20 protein-coding genes and 1 tRNA gene are annotated in these 19621 nt (G+C 65.5%); 12 read left to right on the forward strand and 9 right to left on the reverse strand.

Translation table 11 applies throughout. The features are described from left to right. The 3 genes from J0H39_10460 to sseA are packed head-to-tail and all read left to right on the forward strand — an operon-like array spanning position 1 to position 2533. Positions 1–624 (forward strand): NUDIX domain-containing protein, encoded by a 624-nt coding sequence (locus J0H39_10460; GenBank protein ID MBN9497166.1) that lies wholly within the window; start codon positions 1–3, stop codon positions 622–624. After that, positions 594–1664 carry a cysteine synthase A gene (locus tag J0H39_10465; protein ID MBN9497167.1) on the forward strand — a complete coding sequence of 357 codons (1071 nt, stop codon included), beginning with the start codon at positions 594–596 and terminating at the stop codon, positions 1662–1664. Before J0H39_10460 ends, J0H39_10465 begins: the two co-directional genes overlap by 31 nt. A gap of 8 nt (positions 1665–1672) precedes the next feature. After that, positions 1673–2533, forward strand: a complete 861-nt coding sequence (sseA, locus tag J0H39_10470) for a 3-mercaptopyruvate sulfurtransferase (protein ID MBN9497168.1) — start codon at positions 1673–1675, stop codon at positions 2531–2533. A gap of 61 nt (positions 2534–2594) precedes the next feature. On the opposite strand, the gene J0H39_10475 is transcribed toward sseA, so the two are convergent. The 4 genes from J0H39_10475 to J0H39_10490 all read right to left on the reverse strand — a co-directional run bounded on the left by J0H39_10475 (position 2595) and on the right by J0H39_10490 (position 6883). Beyond that, entirely contained in the window at positions 2595–3323 is a 729-nt protein-coding gene (locus J0H39_10475; GenBank protein ID MBN9497169.1) for an amino acid ABC transporter ATP-binding protein, read from the reverse strand. Between the two features lie 56 nt (positions 3324–3379). Then, a complete protein-coding gene (locus tag J0H39_10480; GenBank protein ID MBN9497170.1) occupies positions 3380–4477 on the reverse strand; it encodes an amino acid ABC transporter permease in 1098 nt (365 codons plus the stop codon). 2 nt (positions 4478–4479) lie between these two features. Further along, complete coding sequence (locus tag J0H39_10485; GenBank protein MBN9497171.1) at positions 4480–5676, reverse strand: amino acid ABC transporter permease; 1197 nt, start codon at positions 5674–5676, stop codon at positions 4480–4482. A gap of 181 nt (positions 5677–5857) precedes the next feature. After that, a complete protein-coding gene (locus J0H39_10490; protein ID MBN9497172.1) occupies positions 5858–6883 on the reverse strand; it encodes an amino acid ABC transporter substrate-binding protein in 1026 nt (341 codons plus the stop codon). A 251-nt stretch (positions 6884–7134) separates the two neighbouring features. Here J0H39_10490 and metC point away from each other — a divergent pair, with 251 nt between their 5' ends. From metC to J0H39_10510, 4 genes are all read left to right on the forward strand, one after another. Continuing rightward, on the forward strand, positions 7135–8319 hold the full coding sequence (gene metC / locus J0H39_10495) for a cystathionine beta-lyase (protein ID MBN9497173.1): 1185 nt from the start codon (positions 7135–7137) through the stop codon (positions 8317–8319). Beyond that, positions 8316–8714: a phosphoribosyl-AMP cyclohydrolase gene (gene hisI / locus J0H39_10500; protein ID MBN9497174.1), complete on the forward strand. Its 399-nt coding sequence runs from the start codon at positions 8316–8318 to the stop codon at positions 8712–8714. The genes metC and hisI overlap by 4 nt, the downstream gene beginning before the upstream one ends. Beyond that, the gene (locus J0H39_10505; protein MBN9497175.1) at positions 8704–9069 is read left to right on the forward strand and encodes a LysR family transcriptional regulator; all 366 of its coding nucleotides are present in this window, start codon (positions 8704–8706) and stop codon (positions 9067–9069) included. Before hisI ends, J0H39_10505 begins: the two co-directional genes overlap by 11 nt. Before the next feature lie 194 nt (positions 9070–9263). Further along, complete coding sequence (locus tag J0H39_10510) at positions 9264–9659, forward strand: hypothetical protein (GenBank protein MBN9497176.1); 396 nt, start codon at positions 9264–9266, stop codon at positions 9657–9659. Here J0H39_10510 and J0H39_10515 read toward each other — a convergent pair whose 3' ends face one another. The 4 genes from J0H39_10515 to J0H39_10530 all read right to left on the reverse strand — a co-directional run bounded on the left by J0H39_10515 (position 9660) and on the right by J0H39_10530 (position 12272). Beyond that, positions 9660–11483 carry a tetratricopeptide repeat protein gene (locus J0H39_10515; protein MBN9497177.1) on the reverse strand — a complete coding sequence of 608 codons (1824 nt, stop codon included), beginning with the start codon at positions 11481–11483 and terminating at the stop codon, positions 9660–9662. It lies immediately after the preceding gene. After that, the gene (locus J0H39_10520) at positions 11483–11803 is read right to left on the reverse strand and encodes a hypothetical protein (protein ID MBN9497178.1); all 321 of its coding nucleotides are present in this window, start codon (positions 11801–11803) and stop codon (positions 11483–11485) included. The genes J0H39_10515 and J0H39_10520 overlap by 1 nt, the downstream gene beginning before the upstream one ends. A gap of 75 nt (positions 11804–11878) precedes the next feature. Next, positions 11879–11955, reverse strand: a tRNA-Arg gene (locus J0H39_10525). 17 nt (positions 11956–11972) lie between these two features. Beyond that, the gene (locus J0H39_10530; protein MBN9497179.1) at positions 11973–12272 is read right to left on the reverse strand and encodes an ETC complex I subunit; all 300 of its coding nucleotides are present in this window, start codon (positions 12270–12272) and stop codon (positions 11973–11975) included. Between the two features lie 234 nt (positions 12273–12506). Here J0H39_10530 and J0H39_10535 point away from each other — a divergent pair, with 234 nt between their 5' ends. The 3 genes from J0H39_10535 to J0H39_10545 all read left to right on the forward strand — a co-directional run bounded on the left by J0H39_10535 (position 12507) and on the right by J0H39_10545 (position 15476). After that, positions 12507–12953, forward strand: coding sequence for a hypothetical protein (locus J0H39_10535; GenBank protein MBN9497180.1), 447 nt, complete (start codon positions 12507–12509; stop codon positions 12951–12953). Positions 12954–12993: 40 nt separating this feature from the next. Next, positions 12994–13890: an agmatinase gene (speB, locus tag J0H39_10540; GenBank protein MBN9497181.1), complete on the forward strand. Its 897-nt coding sequence runs from the start codon at positions 12994–12996 to the stop codon at positions 13888–13890. Between the two features lie 359 nt (positions 13891–14249). Next, entirely contained in the window at positions 14250–15476 is a 1227-nt protein-coding gene (locus tag J0H39_10545) for a type III PLP-dependent enzyme (GenBank protein MBN9497182.1), read from the forward strand. Between the two features lie 3 nt (positions 15477–15479). Here the strand turns inward: J0H39_10545 and J0H39_10550 are convergent, their stop codons facing one another. Next, positions 15480–16448 carry an NAD(P)-dependent oxidoreductase gene (locus J0H39_10550; GenBank protein MBN9497183.1) on the reverse strand — a complete coding sequence of 323 codons (969 nt, stop codon included), beginning with the start codon at positions 16446–16448 and terminating at the stop codon, positions 15480–15482. Between the two features lie 30 nt (positions 16449–16478). Between J0H39_10550 and J0H39_10555 the strand changes: the two genes are divergently transcribed. Together J0H39_10555 and J0H39_10560 are read left to right on the forward strand one after the other, a co-directional pair. Then, positions 16479–18737, forward strand: coding sequence for a tetratricopeptide repeat protein (locus tag J0H39_10555; protein MBN9497184.1), 2259 nt, complete (start codon positions 16479–16481; stop codon positions 18735–18737). Further along, the gene (locus J0H39_10560; GenBank protein MBN9497185.1) at positions 18734–19612 is read left to right on the forward strand and encodes an FkbM family methyltransferase; all 879 of its coding nucleotides are present in this window, start codon (positions 18734–18736) and stop codon (positions 19610–19612) included. The genes J0H39_10555 and J0H39_10560 overlap by 4 nt, the downstream gene beginning before the upstream one ends. Positions 19613–19621 lie beyond the last annotated feature (9 nt).

Raw genomic sequence — 19621 nt, forward strand, 5'->3', positions numbered from 1 at the left:
ATGAATCGCGACGACGTCGAAATCCTAGCACGCGAACGCCGCTATGGCGGATTCCTGAAAGTCGAGGAATACCGGCTGCGCCATCGCCTGTTCGCGGGCGGGTGGAGCGAACCGCTCGGCCGCGAATTGATGGAACGCGGCCACGCGGTCGCGGCGGCCCTCTACGATCCGGTGCGCGAGCAGCTCGTGTTGATCGAGCAATTCCGCATCGGCGCTTACGCCGCCGGCGAAGCGCCGTGGATGGTCGAATGCGTCGCGGGAATGCGTAAGGCCGAAGAAGACCCGATCGCGGTCGTGAAGCGCGAGGTCAAAGAAGAAACCGGCCTCGACGTGCGCGAAATCGAATTCGCCTGCCGCACCATGGCGTCGCCTGGCGGCACCAGCGAGTGCTGCGATATTTACGTGGCGCGCGTCGATGCGCGCGATGCGGGCGGTATCCACGGCCTCGCGCACGAGGGCGAGGATATCCGCGTTCTCGTCGAGGATTTCGACGACGCCTATGCCAGTTTCTTCGATGGGCGGCGGCTGGGCAGCGCCTTCACGCTGCTGGCATTGCAGGCTTTGGCCTTGAATCGCGCGCGGCTACGCGCCACATGGCTCGGTACCAAGGAGACGCAAACGTGAGCGACATCAAGAACGGCTTCGTCGATACGATCGGCAACACGCCCCTCATCCGCCTGCGCAAGGCGAGCGAGATGACCGGCTGCGAAATCCTCGGCAAGGCCGAGTTCATGAACCCCGGCGGCTCGGTCAAGGACCGCCCGGCCTTGTTCATGGTGCTCGACGCCGAGAAGAAGGGCCTGCTGAAAAAGGGCGGCACGATCGTCGAGGGGACCGCCGGCAATACTGGTATCGGCCTCGCCCTCGTCGCCAATGCGCGCGGCTATCGCAGCGTGATCGTGATCCCGGAAACGCAGAGCCAGGAAAAGAAGGATTATCTTCGCCTGATCGGCGCGGAGCTGCGCGAAGTGCCGGCCGTGCCCTACGCCAATCCGAACAATTACGTGAAGGTGTCGGGCCGCTTGGCGGAGGCGATCGCCAAGAGCGATCCCAACGGCGCCATCTGGGCCAACCAGTTCGACAACGTCGCCAATCGCCAGGCGCATGTCGAAACGACGGCGCCCGAAATCTTTCGCCAGACGGCCGGCAAAGTCGACGGCTTCATCTGCGCCGTGGGTTCGGGCGGCACGCTCGCGGGCACGGCGATGGGACTGCGGTCGCTGAAGCCGTCGGTCAAGATCGGCATCGCCGATCCGCACGGCGCCGCCCTCTATTCCTATTTCACGACGGGCGAGCTCAAATCCGAGGGCGGATCGATCACCGAAGGGATCGGCCAGGGCCGCATCACGGCCAATCTTGAGGGCTTGAAGGTCGATCACGCCTATCGCATCGCCGACGCGGAAGCCGTGCAGATCGTGTTCGATCTGCTGCTGGAGGAAGGCCTGTTCCTGGGCGCGTCGTCGGGCATCAACGTCGCGGGCGCCATCGCGCTGGCCAAGACGCTCGGCCCCGGCCACACGATCGTGACGATCCTGTGCGACGGCGGGGCGCGCTACGCGTCCAAGCTGTTCAATCCGGACTTCCTGCGCACGAAAAACCTGCCCGTCCCCGCATGGATGGACAAGGACGCGCCGAAGGTGCCGGTCCCTACCCCGTTCCAGTGAGGTCGAACATGGCTTACGCGCATCCCGAAAGCCTCGTCTCGACCGAGTGGCTCGCGGCACACCTGGGCGACAAGAACATCCGCGTGCTCGACGGCACGTATCACCTGCCCACGGTCAAGCGCGACGCGCGCGCGGAATTCGCCGCCAAGCATATTCCGGGAGCGGCGTTCTTCGACATCGACGGCATCGCCGATCATTCGATCGACCTGCCGCATATGCTGCCGGCGCCCGAGGTTTTCCAGGCGGAAATGCGCAAGCTCGGTATTTCGGCCGAGACGCGCGTGGTCGTCTACGACGCCTATGGCTGGCAATCGGCCGCGCGGGTGTGGTGGAGCTTGCGCATCTTCGGCCACGACAACGTGGCGCTGCTCGACGGCGGCTTGCCCAAATGGCTCGCCGAAAATCGGCCGACCGAGGCGGGTACGCCCGCCCCCGCCGCCGGAAACTTCGTCGCCAAGTTCCGCCCGGAACTCGTGCGATCCAAGGCGCAGATCGTCGCGAATATCGATACGAAGGCGGAGCAGGTTCTGGACGCGCGCGCCGCGGGTCGCTTCGAAGGCACGGCACCCGAACCGCGCGCCGGTTTGCGCGGCGGGCATATTCCGGGCTCGCGCAATCTGCCGATGTCGGAACTGGTCGATCCCGCGACCAAACAGCTCAAATCGGCGGAAGATCTCGCCAAGCTTTACGCCGCCGCCGGGATCGACGTGAAGAAGCCGATCGCCACGACCTGCGGCTCGGGCGTCACGGCCTGCGGCCTCGCCTTTGGGCTTTATCTGATCGGCGCCGACAAGGTCGCGATCTATGACGGCTCGTGGTCGGAATGGGGCCTGCCCGACGGCCCGCCGATCGCCACCGGCCCGGCATAACTCCCAAACAAAAACCCCCGGATTTGCGTCCGGGGGTTTTCGCCTTCGCGCGGCGCGATCCTTAGTGATTCAGGATCTGCGACAGGAACAGCTTGGTGCGCTCGTTCCGCGGATTGGCGAAGAATTCGTGCGGCTCGTTGGCCTCGACGATTTCGCCCTTGTCCATGAACACGACCGCGTCGGCGACGGCTTTGGCGAAACCCATTTCATGGGTCACGCAGATCATCGTCATGCCTTCGCGCGCGAGTTCCACCATCGTGTCGAGCACTTCCTTGACCATTTCGGGGTCGAGGGCCGAGGTCGGCTCGTCGAACAGCATGATCTTCGGCTTCATGCACAGCGAGCGCGCGATCGCCACGCGCTGCTGCTGACCGCCGGAGAGCTGGCCCGGATATTTGTTCGCCTGCTCGGGGATGCGCACGCGCTTCAGGAAGTGCATCGCGGTTTCCTCGGCCTCGGCCTTCGGCACCTTGCGCACCCAGATCGGCGCCAGCGTCAGGTTTTCCAGCACCGTCAGATGCGGAAACAGGTTGAAGTGCTGGAACACCATGCCGACTTCGCGGCGGATGGCTTCGATGTTCTTGAGGTCGTTGGTGAGTTCGATCCCGTCGACCACCAGCGAGCCCTGCTGATGCTCCTCCAGGCGGTTGATGCAGCGGATCATCGTCGACTTGCCCGAACCCGACGGGCCGCACACGACGATTTTCTGGCCCTTATGGACCTCGAAATCGATGTTCTTGAGGACGTGGAAATCCCCATACCACTTGTTCAGCTTCGAGAGCTTGATGATCGGCTGGCCCGATTGCTGGGCGGCGGCGGCGGTCGCGGACATCTGACGTAGCTCCCTTAGCGATGCTTGTGGCGATTGAACTCGGTTTCGACCTTCTGGCTGTATTTCGACATCGCGAAGCAGAACACGAAATACAGCAGCGACACCCCGAAATATACCTCAGGCCCGTAGCCGCGCCAAAGCGGATCGGCGGCCGCGGTCTTGGCGGCATTCAGGATGTCCAACAGGCCGATGATAAGGACCAGCGACGTGTCCTTGAACAGCCCGATGAAGGTGTTGACGGTCGGCGGAATGACCAAGCGCAGCGCCTGGGGCAGGATGATCATGCGCATCGCCTGCCAATAGGACAGGCCCAGCGCGTCGGCCGCTTCGTATTGGCCCTTGGGCAGCGCCTGCAAACCGGCGCGAACGACTTCGGCGAGATAGGCGGCGGCGAACAGGATGATGCCAACCTGGGCGCGCAGCAGCTTGTCGATCGTGATCCCCTCCGGCAGGAACAGCGGGAACATCACCGACGCCATGAACAGCACCGAAATCAGCGGCACGCCGCGCACCAATTCGATGAAGGCGATGCACAGCGTCTTGATCGCCGGCATGTCGGAACGGCGGCCGAGGGCGAGCAGGATCGCCAGCGGGAATGCGAGTGCGATGCCGAACGTCGCGAGGATGAGGGTGAGCACCAGCCCGCCCCAACGCTCGTTGGAGACGTAGGACAGCCCCAGCAGCCCGCCCCACATCAGGATGGCGATGGCGAGCAGCCCGCCGCCCCACACGTAGAACAGGTTCGAGTTCCAGTTCCGGCGCATCGCGCTGAAACCGTAGAGGAACAGGAAAATCGCGCAGGACAGCGCGGGGCGCCATTGCTCGTCGTAGGGATAGGTGGCGAACAGGATGAAGCGCCACTTCTCGGGGAAGAAAGCCCAGCACGCGCCGACGCCCTTGACGGCCTTGCATTCCTCCGGCGTGCCGATCCACACCGCGTTGACGATGCCCCACGGCACGAAGCCGAACAGCGTGCGCGCGATGATGTAGAAGACGACGAGCGTCAGCGCGGTGTTGAGCCAGCTCGAGAACAGATTCGCCTTCAGCCACGCGACGGCCTTGATGGGAACGACCGGCGCGCTCATGCCGGCGGAAGCGGGAATTCCGGCCATGCTCAGCGCTCCTTGAAAGCGATGCGTTTGTTGTACCAGTTCATGAACAGCGAGATCGACAGCGAGACCGTCAGATACGCGGCCATGATGATGGCGATGCCTTCGATCGCCTGCCCGGTCTGGTTCAACGTCGTGTTGGCGATGGAGACGAGATCGGGATAGCCGATCGCGACCGCCAGCGACGAGTTCTTGGTCAGGTTCAGATACTGGCTGGTCATCGGCGGCACGATGACGCGCAGCGCCTGCGGCAGAATGACGAGCTGCAGCATCTTGCCCCGGCGGATGCCGAGCGCCGATGCGGCTTCGGTCTGGCCGTGCGGCACGGCCAGGATGCCCGCGCGCACGATCTCGGCGATGAAGCCCGCCGTGTAGGTGACGAGACCGACCAGCAGCGCCGCGAATTCCGGCGTCAGCGTCAGGCCGCCGGCGAAGTTGAACCCCCGCAACTCCGGCCAGTCCATCGTGACCGGCGCGCCGCCGATCAGCCACACGACGAAGGGCAAGCCCAGGATCAAACCGAGCGTCGCGCGGAACACCGGGAATTGTTCGCCCGTCGCCGCTTGGCGCGCGGCGGCCCAGCGCCGCATCACGACCGAGGCTGCGATGCCGATCAGGAACGCCAGCCCCATCCAAGCATGGATCCAGTGTTCGGCCGGGATCGGCATTTTGATGCCGCGGTTGGAGAAGAAGAACCCGGTGATCGGCTCCAGCGCCTGACGCGGGCCGGGGAACGCGTCTTGGAACAGCGCCCACCAGAAGAACAGCTGCACCAGCAGCGGCAGGTTGCGCATGAACTCGACATAGACCGAGCAGACTTTGGCGATGAGCCAGTTTTTCGACAATCGGCCGATGCCGATGAATGTGCCCAGGATCGTCGCGAGCACGATGCCGACAACGGCGACGCGCAGCGTATTGACGATGCCGACGAGGATGGCGCGGCCATAGCTGTTTTCGGGGCCGTATTCGATCGGCGTTTCGCCGATGGCGAAGCCGGCTTCGCGGCTCAAAAAGCCCCAGCCGGTCGCGATTTTGCGGACCTCGAGATTATGCAGCGTATTGGAAATCAGAAACCAAAGGATCAGGCCGATGAAACCGACGACCACGATCTGCCAGAAAATGGCGCGGAATGTGGGGTCGTTCAGCGACAGCCGAATGGCCGGTTTTCCGCGTGCCCCGGAGCTCGCCGCGATATCGGCCATGCCCCTCTCCTTTTTGCTGACCTGTTCGTCTCAACACCCGCCGCGTGCCGTACCAGCACTTTGGCGTCTTCCGAGTTCCGCAAGTCCCGCTCTAAACGGCGAAATCGCGCGGTCCGGAGGTATTCAAAAACCGGGCCGGACGGGGCGGCGAACCGCCCCGTCCGGGAACCGTCGCGGCCGTTTAGCGGATCGGCGGCGCGTACATCAGGCCGCCTTGCGACCAAAGGCGGTTGACGCCGCGCTCGATGCCCAGCGGAACGATGTTGCGTTCGTACTGCTCGGCGTAGTTACCGACCTGCTTGATGATGTTGTAGGCCCACTTGTTGTCGAGGCCGAGCATCTGGCCCAGACCGCCCGTGGCGCCGACGAAGCGCTGAATCGACGGGTTGGTCGAATTCATCTGCGAGTCGATATTCGCCGAGGTGAGGCCGAGCTCTTCGGCTTCCAGCGTCGCGAAGAACGCCCACTTGACGATATCGCCCCACTTGGCGTCGCCATGGCGGACCGACGGGCCCAGAGGCTCCTTCGAGATCACTTCCGGCAGGATCACGTGGTCGGCGGGGACCGGCGTGTTCGCGGCGCGGATCGAGGCGAGGCCCGAGATGTCGGTCGTGAACGAATCGCAACGGCCCGCGAGATAGGCGGCGATGTTCTCTTCCAGACGCTCGATGACGACCGGGGTGAAGCGGATGTTGTTGGCGCGGAAATAATCCGCGAGGTTCAGCTCGGTCGTGGTGCCCGGCTGCACGCAGATCGTGGCGCCGTTCAGCTCCTTGGCCGACTTCACGTTCAGCGACTTCTTCACCATGAAGCCCTGGCCGTCGTAGAAGTTCGTCGCCAGGAAGTCGAGGCCGAGCGACGTATCGCGCGACAGCGTCCAGGTCGTGTTGCGAACGAGCAGGTCGATTTCGCCCGACTGCAACGCCGTGAAGCGCTGCTGCGCCGTCGTGGCGACGTAGCGGACCTTCGTCGCGTCGCCGAACACGGCCGCCGCGACCGCGCGGCAGACGTCGACGTCGAGACCCGTCCATTCGCCGCGCGCGTTGGGCATGCCGAAACCGGCCACCGAACCGTTCGCGCCGCAGATCAACTGACCGCGCGCCTTGACGGCGTCGAGGGTCGGCGAGCCCGAACCTTGCTGGGCTTGGGCCGGCAATGCGGCGACGGCAATGGCCGCCGCGGCGATGGCGCTGGCAAGAGCTTTCATGAACCAATCTCCCTTCGGCGCCCCGGGAATGGGGCGCTGGTTTCCAGTGATATCGTGTCCTCCCTGCCGGCCGAGGTTGTTTGAAACAATCGCTCGTTACCCGTCAGGAAGCGCCACGCTAGCACGCGCTCGATACCGCTCTCAAATGGTTTGTATCGATACGAAAAATCGAAAGACCCCCTATAGAAAGGCGGCGCTATAGTGCGCGGATCGTCCGTGAAATCCGGATACTCGAAACGAGCCAGACGCGCATGAAAACCGACACCAAGCTCACCTCCCTCGGCCGCGACCCGCACGCCAATTTCGGGGTCGTCAATCCGCCCGTCTACCACGCGTCGACGATCGTCTTCCCCACGCTCGATGCGCTCGAAGCGGCCCAGAAAACCAAGACTAAAAATCAAATGCGCTACGGCCGTTACGGCACGCCGACGACCTTCGCGCTGACCGACGCGATGGCGGAACTCGACGGCGGCTACGCGTCCTTCGCGGTGGGTTCGGGGGCGGCCGCGATCCTCGCCGTGCTGATGGCCTTCACCAAAGCCGGCGATCACGTGTTGTGCGTCGACACGGCTTACGCGCCGTCGCGCCATTATTGTAACGGCGTCCTCAAGCGCTTCGGCGTCGAGACGACCTATTACGATCCGGCGATCGGGGCTGGCATCGCAGACCTCATAAAACCCAACACGAAGTTGTGCTTGCTTGAGTCGCCGGGCTCGCTGACATTCGAAGTGCAGGACGTGCCCGCGATCGTCGCCGCGTGCCAAGCGAAGGGTGTCGCCACGGCGATCGACAATACTTGGGCGACGCCCGTCTATTTCCGCCCCTTCGATTTCGGCGTCGATGTGACGATCCAGGCCGGCACCAAATATATCAGCGGCCATTCGGACGTGATGCTCGGCATCGTCTCGATCCGCGAAGAACGCCTGTACCAAACCGTGCGCGCGGGCGTTGACGATCTGGGTGCGGCGGTCGGGCCGGACGACGTCTATCTCGCCTTGCGCGGCCTGCGCACGCTGGGCGTTCGCTTGCCGCGTCACTACGAAACGGGCTTGAAGCTCGCGAATTGGCTGGCGCAACAGCCCGAAGTCGATCGCGTGCTGCACCCGGCTTTGCCCGCCTGCCCCGGCCACGAATTCTGGAAGCGCGACTTCAAGGGCGCGTCGGGCTTGTTCTCGTTCGTGTTGAAGGATACGCCGCGCGTCGCCTTGGCCGCCTTCGTCGACGATCTTGAGCATTACGGCATGGGCGCTTCGTGGGGCGGTTTCGAAAGCCTGATTCTGCCCAGCAAGGTCGACACGATCCGCACCGTGAACAAATGGGCCGGCCCCGGTCCGTTGCTGCGCGTGCACGCGGGCCTCGAAGATCCCGCCGATCTGATCGCCGATCTCGACAAGGGCTTCGCGCGATTGCGCGCGGCCGCCAAGAGCGCCAAATGAGCGCGCCCGATCTCGCCCCCATTCTGGCCGAGATCGCGTTCGACGCCACGGGGCTGGTCGTCGCCATCGCGCAGCAGCACGACACGGGCGAAATCCTGATGGTCGCGTATATGAATCGCGCGGCGGTCGAGGAAACGCTGACGACCGGCACGGTCTGCTATTGGTCGCGCAGCCGCATGAAGCTGTGGCGCAAGGGCGAAAGCTCGGGCCAGACGCAGCGTCTGGTCGAATTCCGCGTCGATTGCGACGGCGACGCGGTGCTCGTGCGCGTCGATCAAACGGGTGTGGCCTGCCATACCGGGCGGCGCGACTGCTTCTTCCGCGTCGTGCGCGACGGGGCGCTTGTCGTCGATAAGCCCGTGCTCGTCGATCCGGACAAGCTCTATGGCGGCTGATCCCAAACCGCGCTTGCGCATCCTGCTGGGCTCGGCGATCGCGATCGGGCCCGGCAAGGCCGATCTGCTCGACGCGATTTCGCGCACCGGCTCGATCTCCGCCGCCGCGCGCGAGATGGACATGTCCTATCGCCGTGCCTGGCTGCTGGTGTCGGAGATGAACGACGCGTTCCGCGAGCCGCTGGTGACCGCCGGTGCCGGCGGGCGGCGCGGCGGCGGGGCCGAGGTGACGGCCTTGGGCCACGAAGCCCTCGCGCGCTACCGGGCGATGGAGTCACGCGCGCAGCATTTTTTAGCGCCGGACGTCGAGACTTTTACAAAGTTAATGCGCAAGAAAGATCGCGCTAAAGATTAAGACTTATCCACAGACATTTGATTTATAATAATTTTTAGGCACCTGAACCCGGCCTGAATTCCGCGTATTGCAACGTTTTCCCGTTAAGCATATATTGGTATTCAGGAAAAGGGGCTCGAATTGCGTCTTTTCCGGTTGTGAACGCCACTTTCGTGGCGCAGCGACCGTTGCAGAGGGACCAAGAAATGGTGGCTTTGCCGCCTCTCGCAGCGACGACGACCTTCCCGGGTCTCACCCGCCCGGCGCCGGTTACCCAACCGGGCGCCGCGAGTGACTCTGCGCGTGCGCCCGAAGCTCCTGTTATCAGCTCCGCCGCCTCCGCCAAGATCCGCCAGCAGCAGGATCAAGCCGCCGCTCTGGCCGAGCAGGCTCAGGCGCAGAACCAGCGCAGCGGCGAAAGCCGTCAGGCCCCGGCCCTGCCGCCCTCGCCCTATTCGCAGAATGTCGGGCTGTTCGACAATTCGTTCCGCGTGTTCGTGGATATCGTGTTGTCGAACGACGAGAACCGCACCGTCGCGCGCGTGTTCGGCACCCCGCCGGCGCAAAAGCCGACCGCGTCCGCTTCGAAGCCGGTCGATATCTTCGCCTAACTAGGCGCGTTCCTCACATCGCAATCGCCACATGCCGCGGAGCGCGGCGGCGAAGTCGCGCGCATAGGCCGGCGCGTCGCCCAACGCCGAGTTCGCGACGCGCGCGCGCAGCCCGTGGCGCAGCGCGTTGAGCGCCGCCGGATCGCCGGCCGCCGCGACCGCGCGCGCGACGAAGGCGTCGTCGTCGTCCACGACCCAATCGCCCAGGCCGCAAGCGCCGAGGATCGAATCCCCGAACCGTCCCAGCGGTGCGCGGTCGCGCTTCGACAGGACCGGCACGCCCATCCAAAGCGCCTCGAACGTCGTCGCCCCGGCATTATGCGGGAACGGATCGAGGGCGATGTCGATATCGCCATACGCGGCCCAGGTGACCGACTGCGGTGCCGTCGCGATCAGATCGAGGCGTGAAGCATCCCCGCCCCACTCGGCGAAGCGGCGCTGGAAAAGCGCACGTGTCTCGGCCTCGCCGAAGACCAGCGCATTGAGCACCAAGCGCGCATTCGGAATCGCCGCGAGGATGCGCGCCCAGAGGCGCAGACAATGTTCGTTGTAGCGCACCGTGCGGCTGAAGCAGCCGAAGGTCGGATAGCCATTGCGCAGCACCGGTGCCGACCCCGGTCCGGGCATCGCGTCCTGCGGCGCATAGACGAACGCCGTGTGCGGCAAGCGCCAGACCTTCTCGACGAACGCGGCTTCGGCCCCCGGTGGCACCAAGCGTTCGTCGCCGATATACCAATCGATCGCGGCAAGACCCGTCGTGCCGCCATAGCCGAGCCACGTTGCCTGCACGGGTGCGGCTTTACGCGCGAACACGCCCAGGCGATTGCCCTGGCTGTGGCCCGACAGATCGACCAGCACGTCGATCTTCGCGGCGGCGATCAAGGCGGCGGCCGCGTCATCGTGCAACTCGCCGATCGCATGCCATTCGGCGAAAGCGCCGCGATAGCGCCGCGTCCATTCGTCGTCGGCGCTCGGATCGGTCGCGAAGGCGATCAGCGTCGCGGCGTCGCGCGGAAAATGTTCGAGCAGCGGCCACAGGAAATGCCGCGCCGAGTGGCGGCGGAAATCGCCCGACACGAAGCCGATGCGCAAACGCCGTTCGGGCGAAAGTTCGGGCGTCAGCGTGATCGGCGGCCGCGCGCGTCGGTTACCCCACGCGACGTAAAGCGCCGTGATGGCGGCGCTGTCCATCGCCGGATCGTAATTCGCGGTGAACAGCCGATTGCTTTCGATATCCGGCCGGCCCGGCTCGCGCGCCAGCGCCGCCGCGTAGTCGGCCATGGCGCCCGCGTGATCCAGCAGATCCTGGCGCACGCTCGCCGCGGCGCCCGGTGAGTCGTTCGCCGCGAATATCGCCAAGGCCGCCATCGGCCGGTTCGCGGCTTTCAGCGCGACGCCGAGATTTTCGCGCAGCGCCTTGACGCCGGGCATCGCCGCATCCGCCGCCGCGATATCCGCGACGGCGCCATTCGCATCGCCCAGATCGAGCTTGGCGAGGCCGCGATTGCACAAGATCAGCGCGTGACCGGGGGCGAGCGCCGCCGCTTGTTCCAGGGCTGCCAGCGCTTCGCTGGGGCGCCCGGCGCCGCGCAGCGCGTTGCCTTCGTTCATCCAGGCGTCGGCGAAACCGGGCGCGATCTGGCGCGCGCGGACGAATTTGGCGCGGGCTGCGTCGAAACGCCGATGGGCAAGATCGATCTGCCCCGACAGGTTCAGCGCATCGACGGCGTTGGGATCGGCGGCGATCAATGCGGCGTAGATCGCATCGGCTTCGTTCAGCCTTCCGGCCTGATGCAGCGCCAAGGCTTGTTCGAGGCTGGCCACTAACGCGGCCAAATCAACTCGAGGCTGACATCCTCGTCCGCCGCCATGTTCTCGACGATCTGGACGACTTTGGCGCCGGCGCGCATTTCCTCGGCGAGATCCTTGGCGACACGGCCGATCTCGCGGCGCTCCGTCCCCGGCAGCTTGTCGAATTGCCGCTTGGCGTTGGCGATATCCATGCGATCGCCCGATTCGGACGCCAAACGCGCGGCGCGCGACGCATCGGTCGTCCCGCCCGACACGCGTTCGATCGCGGCGGCGAAGATCTCCAACGTGCGCTGACGCGTCTCGGGCGTCTCTTTGGGCGGCAAAGTCACCATGTTCGACGCCGGAAATTGCGTCAAAAACCAAGAAATATCAACTTCAAGCGCCCGATAGGGGTTTCCGGCGTCCGATGGCGACCCCGGCAGGATTCGAACCTGCGACCACTTGCTTAGAAGGCAAGTGCTCTATCCAGCTGAGCTACGGGGTCCGGCCGTCGGCGAAAATTCAGCGAACGCGGTCGTATTTGAAATTATCGGCGTAGCTCTTCGGTCTGACCCGCGAGGCATGTGGAATGGCCACTTCATAGGCGATTCCATGGCGCTGGGCGTAGGACAAAGCCTCGTCCTGGGTCTCGAAAACCAGGCGGATCTGGCCGTCGGTATCCGGCGAGCCCGCCCAGCCCATCAGCGGGTCGGCGCGCTTGGCCGCCGCCGGCTCGAACTCCAAAACCCAGTTCTGGGTCTTCGCCTTACCCGATTGCATGGCGTTTTTGGACGGGCGGTAGATGCGCGCGGGCTTGCTCATGGCGGATTTGGCTCGTGAAACGGCTGAATCGCCGGGACCGGCCCCGGCGTCCCGAAACATGGCGTCGCCCGCGCCCGAAGGCAACCCTTATCGGCACGGGGCGGCCGGACCGCTACCGGCCGCCATCTATGTTTTATGGATATTTCTTGAATCGTTATCTTTCAACCAATAGAGTATAATCGTATTCAGAGAAAAATATCCTTTCTTTTATCCAAAACAAAACGGAGATGCGGCATGGGCAAATCCGTCTCGAAGAAGCGCGCGGCGCATGACGGCAAGCCGCACGCCCTCGCCCCGCCCGTGGTGATGGCGCCAGACGCCAAATTGCCCGGCGGCCAGGCTTGGCGCCCTTCGCATCCGGCGCAAAATTTCCTCGGCTTCGTCGCGGCGCGCGGCTTTCCTGCGACACTCGCCGGGCCCGGCGCCGCAACGATCCGCATTCGCATCAAGCATTGCGTCGCCTACGGGGCGCGCTCGTTCCATCTGAAGCCGGACGGCAAAGGCCCGCGCTACGCCGTCGTGCTCGAACCCAAGCGCGGCGCCGACCTGCCGCCCGAAGGGCTCTACGACCTTGTGTCGGAATGCGGCTATATCGGGCGGCTGGCCGACGTGCGATTGCGCCACGTGCCCGAAGCGTTGCGCGCATCGATCGGTGGGCCGCTTTACTTCAACGTTTTGTGACGGGGTGGCGAAGCCGGGGCGTTGCGACTAAATTCGCCGCATGGCCGTCCTCCCGCCCACATTCGCTTTGCCGCACGCTTTCCTCGGGCTCGAAAACCGCGCGCCCGGCGCGAAATTCTGCGTCGCCGGTATTCCGTTCGATCTCGGCACGACCAACCGCCCGGGGGCCCGTTTCGGACCCGCGGGCATTCGCGCCGCGTCGGTGATGCTGCGCGACGGCGCGCATCCGAACTCGCGCCTCGACCCCGCGTCGCTCGATCTCGCCGATATCGGCAATTTCGACATCGTGCTCGGCGATATCGCCGCGAGCTACGCCAAGATCGAGGCGCAAGCCGCCAAGATCGGCCATTTGCTGGCGCTGGGCGGCGATCACGGCGCCACGCTGCCGCTGCTGCGCGCATTGCGCAAACGCCTGGGCAAGCCGGTCGCCCTCGCCCATTTCGACGCGCATATCGACACCTGGCCGACCAGCTTCGGCCAGGCGCTGGGCCACGGCTCGGTCTTCTATCGCGCGATCGAGGAAGGCTTGGTCGATCCCGCCCGGATGATCCAGATCGGCATCCGCAGCCCGGCCGATCCCGAGGTTTGGGATTGGACGATCGGCAAAGGCGTGACGATCCTCGATGCGCAGACAGTCCACGCGCGCGGGCCCGCTTTCGTCGCGGCCGAAATACGCCGCGTGCTGGGCGACGCGCCCGCCTACCTTTCCTTCGACATCGACGCGCTCGACCCCGCCTTTGCCCCCGGCACGGGCACGCCGGAAATCGGCGGTCTCGCAACCTGGCAAACCCAAGCGATCCTGCGCGCGCTGGGCGGCATCGATTGGATCGGCATGGATTTGATGGAAGTCGCGCCCGCTTACGATCACGCGGAGATCACGTCGCTCGCCGCCGCGACGATCGTTTGGGAATATTTGGCGCTCGTCGCCGTGCGCTAAGGGAATACGGCGGAAAAATGACATGCGCTGCACGCAGACCAGCGGACACGTCGCACATATCGATGACTCTTGAATCCGAAGCCCAAACGGTCACATAACGGCGTCGACGCAAGTCGCACGTGCCCCAGGCCCACGAGGCAGCGCTAAGAGGCAGGGCGGGAAGTTCGCGAAGAACCTCCACGTCTCTCGACCACCAGCGCTCGAGGTCAAGCAACGACGTCACGCGTCCTTTCGGGGTTTGCGCCCCGGGGGGAACGGGATTTCGCCGCGATCGACCTCGGGGGTTCTTCAACCCTCCGGCAACGCATCCGTCCGAATTCCGTCCTTCCAGGCGCGTTTGCTTGTGAGGATGCCGACCAATGGCCTTGTCCAATCTGCGTATCGCCGTCTCGCCGTTGAAGCGACGAAGCGCCGTCCAGCCTTTGCCCGTTCCCGCCGATCTGCCGACGGTCGACGCCGTCGTGGCGCGCGAGAAGCCGCAGGAGCCGGTGCACGCCTTGCGCCCGGAAACCCTGCGCTTGGCCGCGCGCCGCTTCGTCGCGGGTTTCCCGGGCGACGTTCTGTACGCGGTGAAGTGCAACGCCGACCCGCGCGTGCTGCGCGCGCTGTGGGACGGCGGCGTACGTCATTTCGACGGCGCCTCGCCCGCCGAGATCGCGCTGGTGCGTTCGATGTTCGGGACCGACGCGCATATCGCCTATATGCATCCCGTGCGCGCGCGTGCGGCGATCCGCGAGGCTTATGCGCGCCACGCGGTGCGCGATTTCGTGCTCGATGCGGATGACGAACTCGACAAGCTGCTCGCCGAAACCAAGGCGAAGCCGGGCGAGTTGACGCTCATCGTGCGCTTGGCGCTGCCCAAGGGCGGCGCGCGCTACGACCTCTCCGGCAAATTCGGCGCGGAATTCGACGCGGCCGTGGCGTTGCTGCGCCGGGCGCGTCCGCTCGCGCGCGAACTCGGGATCTCGTTCCATGTCGGCTCGCAATGCGTCGATCCGGCGGCCTACGCGCGCGCCATTGAGTTGGCGGATCGCGTGGCGGGCGAAGCCGGCGTGCGCGTCGATCTGCTCGACGTGGGCGGCGGCTTCCCCGTGACCTATCCCGATATCGACGTGCCCCCGCTCGGCGCATTCTTCGCCGAGATCGAGGCCGCGCACGCGAACGCCGCGCATCTGCGCCACGCGAAGCTTTGGGCGGAGCCCGGCCGCGCGCTGGTCGCGGGCGGCGGTTCGGTGATCGTGCAGGTGCAAGCGCGGCGCGGAACCATGCTCTATCTCAACGACGGCATTTACGGATCGTTGTCGGATGCGGGCTATCCCGGCTTCCGTTTTCCGGTGCGTTGCCTTCGCGCGTCGGAGGCGCCGACCCGCGATTTCGAATTCTTCGGCCCGACTTGCGATTCCGCCGATCGGATGGCCGGGCCCTTCCCGCTGCCCGCCGATATCGCGGAGGGCGATTGGATCGAAATCGGCCAGCTCGGCGCCTATGGCGCGGCGTTGCGCACCGCGTTCAACGGTTTCGAGCGCGCGCATTTGGTCGAAGTCGCCGACGCGCCGATGCTGACTACACCGGGCTTGGACGATTGAGGGTCAGTCGCGCGCGCGATACCAGGCGATCGTGCGCGCGATGCCTTCCTCCAAGCCGATTTTGGGCCTGAAGCCCAGGATCGTTTCGGCGCGCGCGGTGTCGGCGACCTTGCGCGCCTCGCCCGCCGGCTTGTCCACGTCCCAGCGCACGCTTGTTCCCGGCGCGCCATGGCGCAAAATCGCTGCGACGACCTCGGCGACCGTATAGCCGCGCCCGCTGCCCAGATTGATCGGCCCCTTGCCGAGCCCGCGTTCGTAACTCGCGAGCAAACCGTCGACCGCGTCTTCGACGTAAAGGAAATCGCGCACGGCGCTGCCGTCGCCCCATACGGTCAGCGGATTCTCGCCGCCCAGAGCACGGCCGATCAAGGCGGGTACCACCAAAGCGGTTTGCGGATCGAAGTCGTCCCACGGCCCGAACGTGTTCACCGGGCGCAGGATCGCGAAATTCTTGGCGCCGTATTGCACCTCGAACGCTTCGATCAGCTTTTCGGCCATGCGCTTCGACCAAGCGACGAACTCGTTGCCGGGATGCGGATTGGCCGACCATGCTTGATCTTCGACATAGCGTTCACCCGGCGGATAGACCGACACGGTCGAGACATAGACGACGCGCGCCACACCGGCTTCGCGCGCCGCGTTCAGCGCGTTGAAGCAGGACAGCGTGTTGTCGTGCAGCATTTCGGCCGCGCGCTTGATCTGAATACCGATCGAGCCGCGTGTCCCCGCCATATGGAACAGCCCGTCGCAACCCGCGACCGCTTGGCGCGCGAAGCTTGGCTCCTTCAAATCGCCCGCGACGAATTCCACGCCCGGCCCGAAGCCGGTCGCGGGAATGCGCCGCGCCACGGCGCGCACTTTTGCGCCCTTGGCCAAAAGCCGGGGAATGAGATTGCGGCCGTAAAGCCCCGTGGCGCCCGTGACCAGGATCTTCTTGCCTGCGTAAAGCGCGTCGGAGTCTGCGTTCGCCATTGCGCGGCATTATGAGAATCATTCCGAATCATGTCCATACTGGCGGTTATGGACGCGACCGCCTTGCTCAACGCCGCACTCGAACGTCATCGCGCGGGCGATGTCGAAGGGGCCGCGCGTTATTACGAGCAGGTTTTGGCGCTGCAACCGGACAATGTCGACGCGCTGAACCTGCTGGGCTTGACGCTGCATCAGCGCGGACGCGACGCCGATGCGATCGCCCCGCTCGAACGCGCGGTCGCGGTGCAGCCCGCTTTCGCCGGGGCGTGGCTCCATTTGGGCACGGTGCTGCGCCGGGTGAATCGCCCGCAAGACGCCGCGCGCGCCTATGCCCGCGTGGCGGAGGTCGCCCCCGCTTCGGCGCTCGGGCCGATGGGGTTGGGCCAGATCGCCGAATTCGCGGGCGACCGCGCGGCCGCCAAGCGCCATTACCTCGACGCGACGACGCGCGAGCCGGGTCACGGCGGTGCCCATTTCGCGCTCGGCACGCTGCTCGCCAATGACGGCGATCTGCGCAATGGGCTCGACCATGTGCGCCAGGCGATCGCGCTCGATCCCGCCGCCCCCGACCATCACCTCGCCTTGGCGACGCTGCTCTTCGTCGCGGGCGATTCGGCGGGCGCCATCGCCGCGTACAAAAAATGCCTCGAAATTGCGCCCGGTCATCTCGACGCGTGGGCGAGCCTGATCGCCGCGCTTTGCGCGGGCAACGACGCAACCGCAGCACAAGAAGCCCTCGATGCGATGCGGCTTCACGCGCCGGCGAACGATCCGCGCGTCGATATGGCGCAAGGTCAGCTCGCCAATCTGCAGGGAAAGCCCGCGGCAGCGATCACGGCGCTGAGCCGCGCTTTGCGCAACATGATCGGCGCGGCGCCCGATGCGCGCCTTCGCGACGTCGCGCGCATACTGGGCGAACAGGCGCATGCGCTCGACATGGTGCGCCGCGAGCGCATCGCCGCCGCGTGCGATGTGCTGGGCACGCTGCTGCCGCTGTTCGACGACTACGCGACCGCCGATGCGTTGTTCGCCGCCGCGGCGAAGCTCGGCCGCTTGCGCGCGCTCAAAAACCGTATCGCCGTTTCGCTCTACGATCCCGATTTGACGCTCGATCGGCGCAAGGCGCTGCATCTCGATTTCGCCGAAGCGATGCGCGACGGCACGGCCGCGCCGCCGGCACCTTGGGTGCGCAAGCCGGGCGAGAAAATCCGCATCGGCTATGTCTCGTCGGATTTCCGCCGCCATCCGGTCGCACGCTCGATGCGGCCCTTGTTCCGCGCGGTCGACCGCGAACGCTTCGCGGTCTACGGCTATAATCTTGCGTTCGGCGAAGACGATGTCTCGCGCGAATTCGCCGCGATGGCGGATGGCTGGCACCATCTCGCGGCGCGGCCCGACGCGGAACTGGCCGAGATCGTGCGGCGCGACGGCATCGATATTCTGGTGCATGTCGCCGGGCATTTCGACGAGAACCGCCTGGGCCTTGCGTGGCGGCGTGCCGCCCCCGTGCAGGTCAGCCTGTTCGATGCGGCGACCAGCGGCATCGCCGCGATCGATTATCTGATCGCCGACCGGCATCTCGTCCCCCGGCAAAGCGGCGAGTTTTATGCCGAATGCGTGATACGCCTGCCCAATCTCTATATTCATCCCTGGCTTGCCGAAGCGCGCCAACTGGCGCCGCGTGCGGCGGGCGCACCGATCGTGTTCGCGTCGTTCTCCAACCCGACCAAGCTCAACGGCCGCACGTTGGAAACCTGGGCGCAAGTTTTGCGCACGATCGAGGGCGCAACGCTGTTGCTGGGCCATGCCCGCGCGATGGACGAGCCCGAAATCCGCCGGCGCTTCCAAGCGCATTTCGCGCAAGCCGGGATCGATCCCGCGCGCATCGCCGTGCGACCCTATGTCGCCGACTTGGCCGCACATCTCGCGTCCTATGACGACGTCGACGTGGTGCTCGACCCGTTCCCGTTCAACGGTTCGACCAGCACGTTCGAAGCCTTGTCGATGGGCGTGCCAGTCGTTTCATTGACCGGCGACACGATGATGTCGCGCTGGAGCGGGGCGATGCTGGCGCAACTGGGCCTCGAACGTTGCCGGGCGGCGAATATCGGCGATTTCGTACGCGTCGCCGCCGATCTGGCCGCCGACGTCGCGTGGCGCAATGCGTTGCGCGCCGATTTGCCGGACCGGGTGAAGCATTCGGCGCTGGTCGACGAGAAACGCTGGATGCGCCGTCTCGAACGCGCCTATCGCGCTTTCGCGCGCCGCGCGATACTGGGTGGATCATGACCGACGACCTCGCCGAACTTCGCCGCCGCGCCCTCGCCCTCGCTTTGGGCGACAAGTCACCCGACGCCGATTTCGAGAATGCGGCGCGCGCCTTGGCCGCCCGCGCCGATAGCGGCGAGTTGGCGGATCTCGCCCGGCTGTTCGGCCGCGCCGCGCGCCTTGCCCCGCCGCCGCCCGCCAAGGGCGCAGCATTGGAAGTCTCCGGCGAAGCGCGCATCGTGCGCGTCCTCGCCCCGCTCGGCCTGCGCGTGGCGTTCGATATCGGCGCCAATCGCGGCAATTGGACGGCTTCCGCCCTCGCCCATTGGCCGGATTGCGCGGTGCATGGGTTCGAGGTCGTGCCAGACACGTTCCAACACTATGCCGGGCGTTTCGCGAACGACGCGCGCGTGCGCGCCAATCCGTTCGGCCTCGCCCATGTCGACGGCGAGATTGATATCAACGTATATGCCGGGTTCGACGAACTCGCCTCGATCGCGCCGTTTCCGCACGCGGCGCCCTCGCGCGTCGTGCGCTGCCCGGTGCGCCGCGCCGACGGCTACGCCGCCGCGAACGGAATCGCGCGCATCGACTACGCCAAGATCGACGTCGAAGGGGCCGAACATCTCGTCTTCGACGGCTTCGGCGCGATGTTGAACGAAGGCCGGATCGACGCGCTGCAATTCGAATACGGCCGCGTCAACATCCTGACCCACAGGTTGCTGATCGATTTCCATTTCATGCTGACGAATCTCGGCTATCGCGTCGGCAAAGCCGGCCCGTCGGGCGTGCGCTTCGCCGATTATTCGCTGGCCGACGAGGATTTCGAGAACGCGAACTACGTCGCCGTGCGCGCCGCGCGTGCGGACATGATCGCGGCGCTCAGCGCGCCCTAAAGGGGAAAC

This window comes from Alphaproteobacteria bacterium (assembly GCA_017308135.1).
GTDB lineage: Bacteria > Pseudomonadota > Alphaproteobacteria > CACIAM-22H2 > CACIAM-22H2 > Tagaea.

Coding starts and splice junctions, on each gene's coding strand:
- J0H39_10460 (MBN9497166.1), top strand. CDS start 1: ATGAATCGCGACGACGTCGAAATCCTAGCACGCGAACGCCGCTATGGC.
- J0H39_10465 (MBN9497167.1), top strand. CDS start 594: ATGGCTCGGTACCAAGGAGACGCAAACGTGAGCGACATCAAGAACGGC.
- sseA (MBN9497168.1), top strand. CDS start 1,673: ATGGCTTACGCGCATCCCGAAAGCCTCGTCTCGACCGAGTGGCTCGCG.
- J0H39_10480 (MBN9497170.1), bottom strand. CDS start 4,477: ATGGCCGGAATTCCCGCTTCCGCCGGCATGAGCGCGCCGGTCGTTCCC.
- J0H39_10485 (MBN9497171.1), bottom strand. CDS start 5,676: ATGGCCGATATCGCGGCGAGCTCCGGGGCACGCGGAAAACCGGCCATT.
- J0H39_10490 (MBN9497172.1), bottom strand. CDS start 6,883: ATGAAAGCTCTTGCCAGCGCCATCGCCGCGGCGGCCATTGCCGTCGCC.
- metC (MBN9497173.1), top strand. CDS start 7,135: ATGAAAACCGACACCAAGCTCACCTCCCTCGGCCGCGACCCGCACGCC.
- hisI (MBN9497174.1), top strand. CDS start 8,316: ATGAGCGCGCCCGATCTCGCCCCCATTCTGGCCGAGATCGCGTTCGAC.
- J0H39_10505 (MBN9497175.1), top strand. CDS start 8,704: ATGGCGGCTGATCCCAAACCGCGCTTGCGCATCCTGCTGGGCTCGGCG.
- J0H39_10520 (MBN9497178.1), bottom strand. CDS start 11,803: ATGGTGACTTTGCCGCCCAAAGAGACGCCCGAGACGCGTCAGCGCACG.
- J0H39_10530 (MBN9497179.1), bottom strand. CDS start 12,272: ATGAGCAAGCCCGCGCGCATCTACCGCCCGTCCAAAAACGCCATGCAA.
- J0H39_10535 (MBN9497180.1), top strand. CDS start 12,507: ATGGGCAAATCCGTCTCGAAGAAGCGCGCGGCGCATGACGGCAAGCCG.
- speB (MBN9497181.1), top strand. CDS start 12,994: ATGGCCGTCCTCCCGCCCACATTCGCTTTGCCGCACGCTTTCCTCGGG.
- J0H39_10545 (MBN9497182.1), top strand. CDS start 14,250: ATGGCCTTGTCCAATCTGCGTATCGCCGTCTCGCCGTTGAAGCGACGA.
- J0H39_10550 (MBN9497183.1), bottom strand. CDS start 16,448: ATGGCGAACGCAGACTCCGACGCGCTTTACGCAGGCAAGAAGATCCTG.
- J0H39_10555 (MBN9497184.1), top strand. CDS start 16,479: ATGTCCATACTGGCGGTTATGGACGCGACCGCCTTGCTCAACGCCGCA.
- J0H39_10560 (MBN9497185.1), top strand. CDS start 18,734: ATGACCGACGACCTCGCCGAACTTCGCCGCCGCGCCCTCGCCCTCGCT.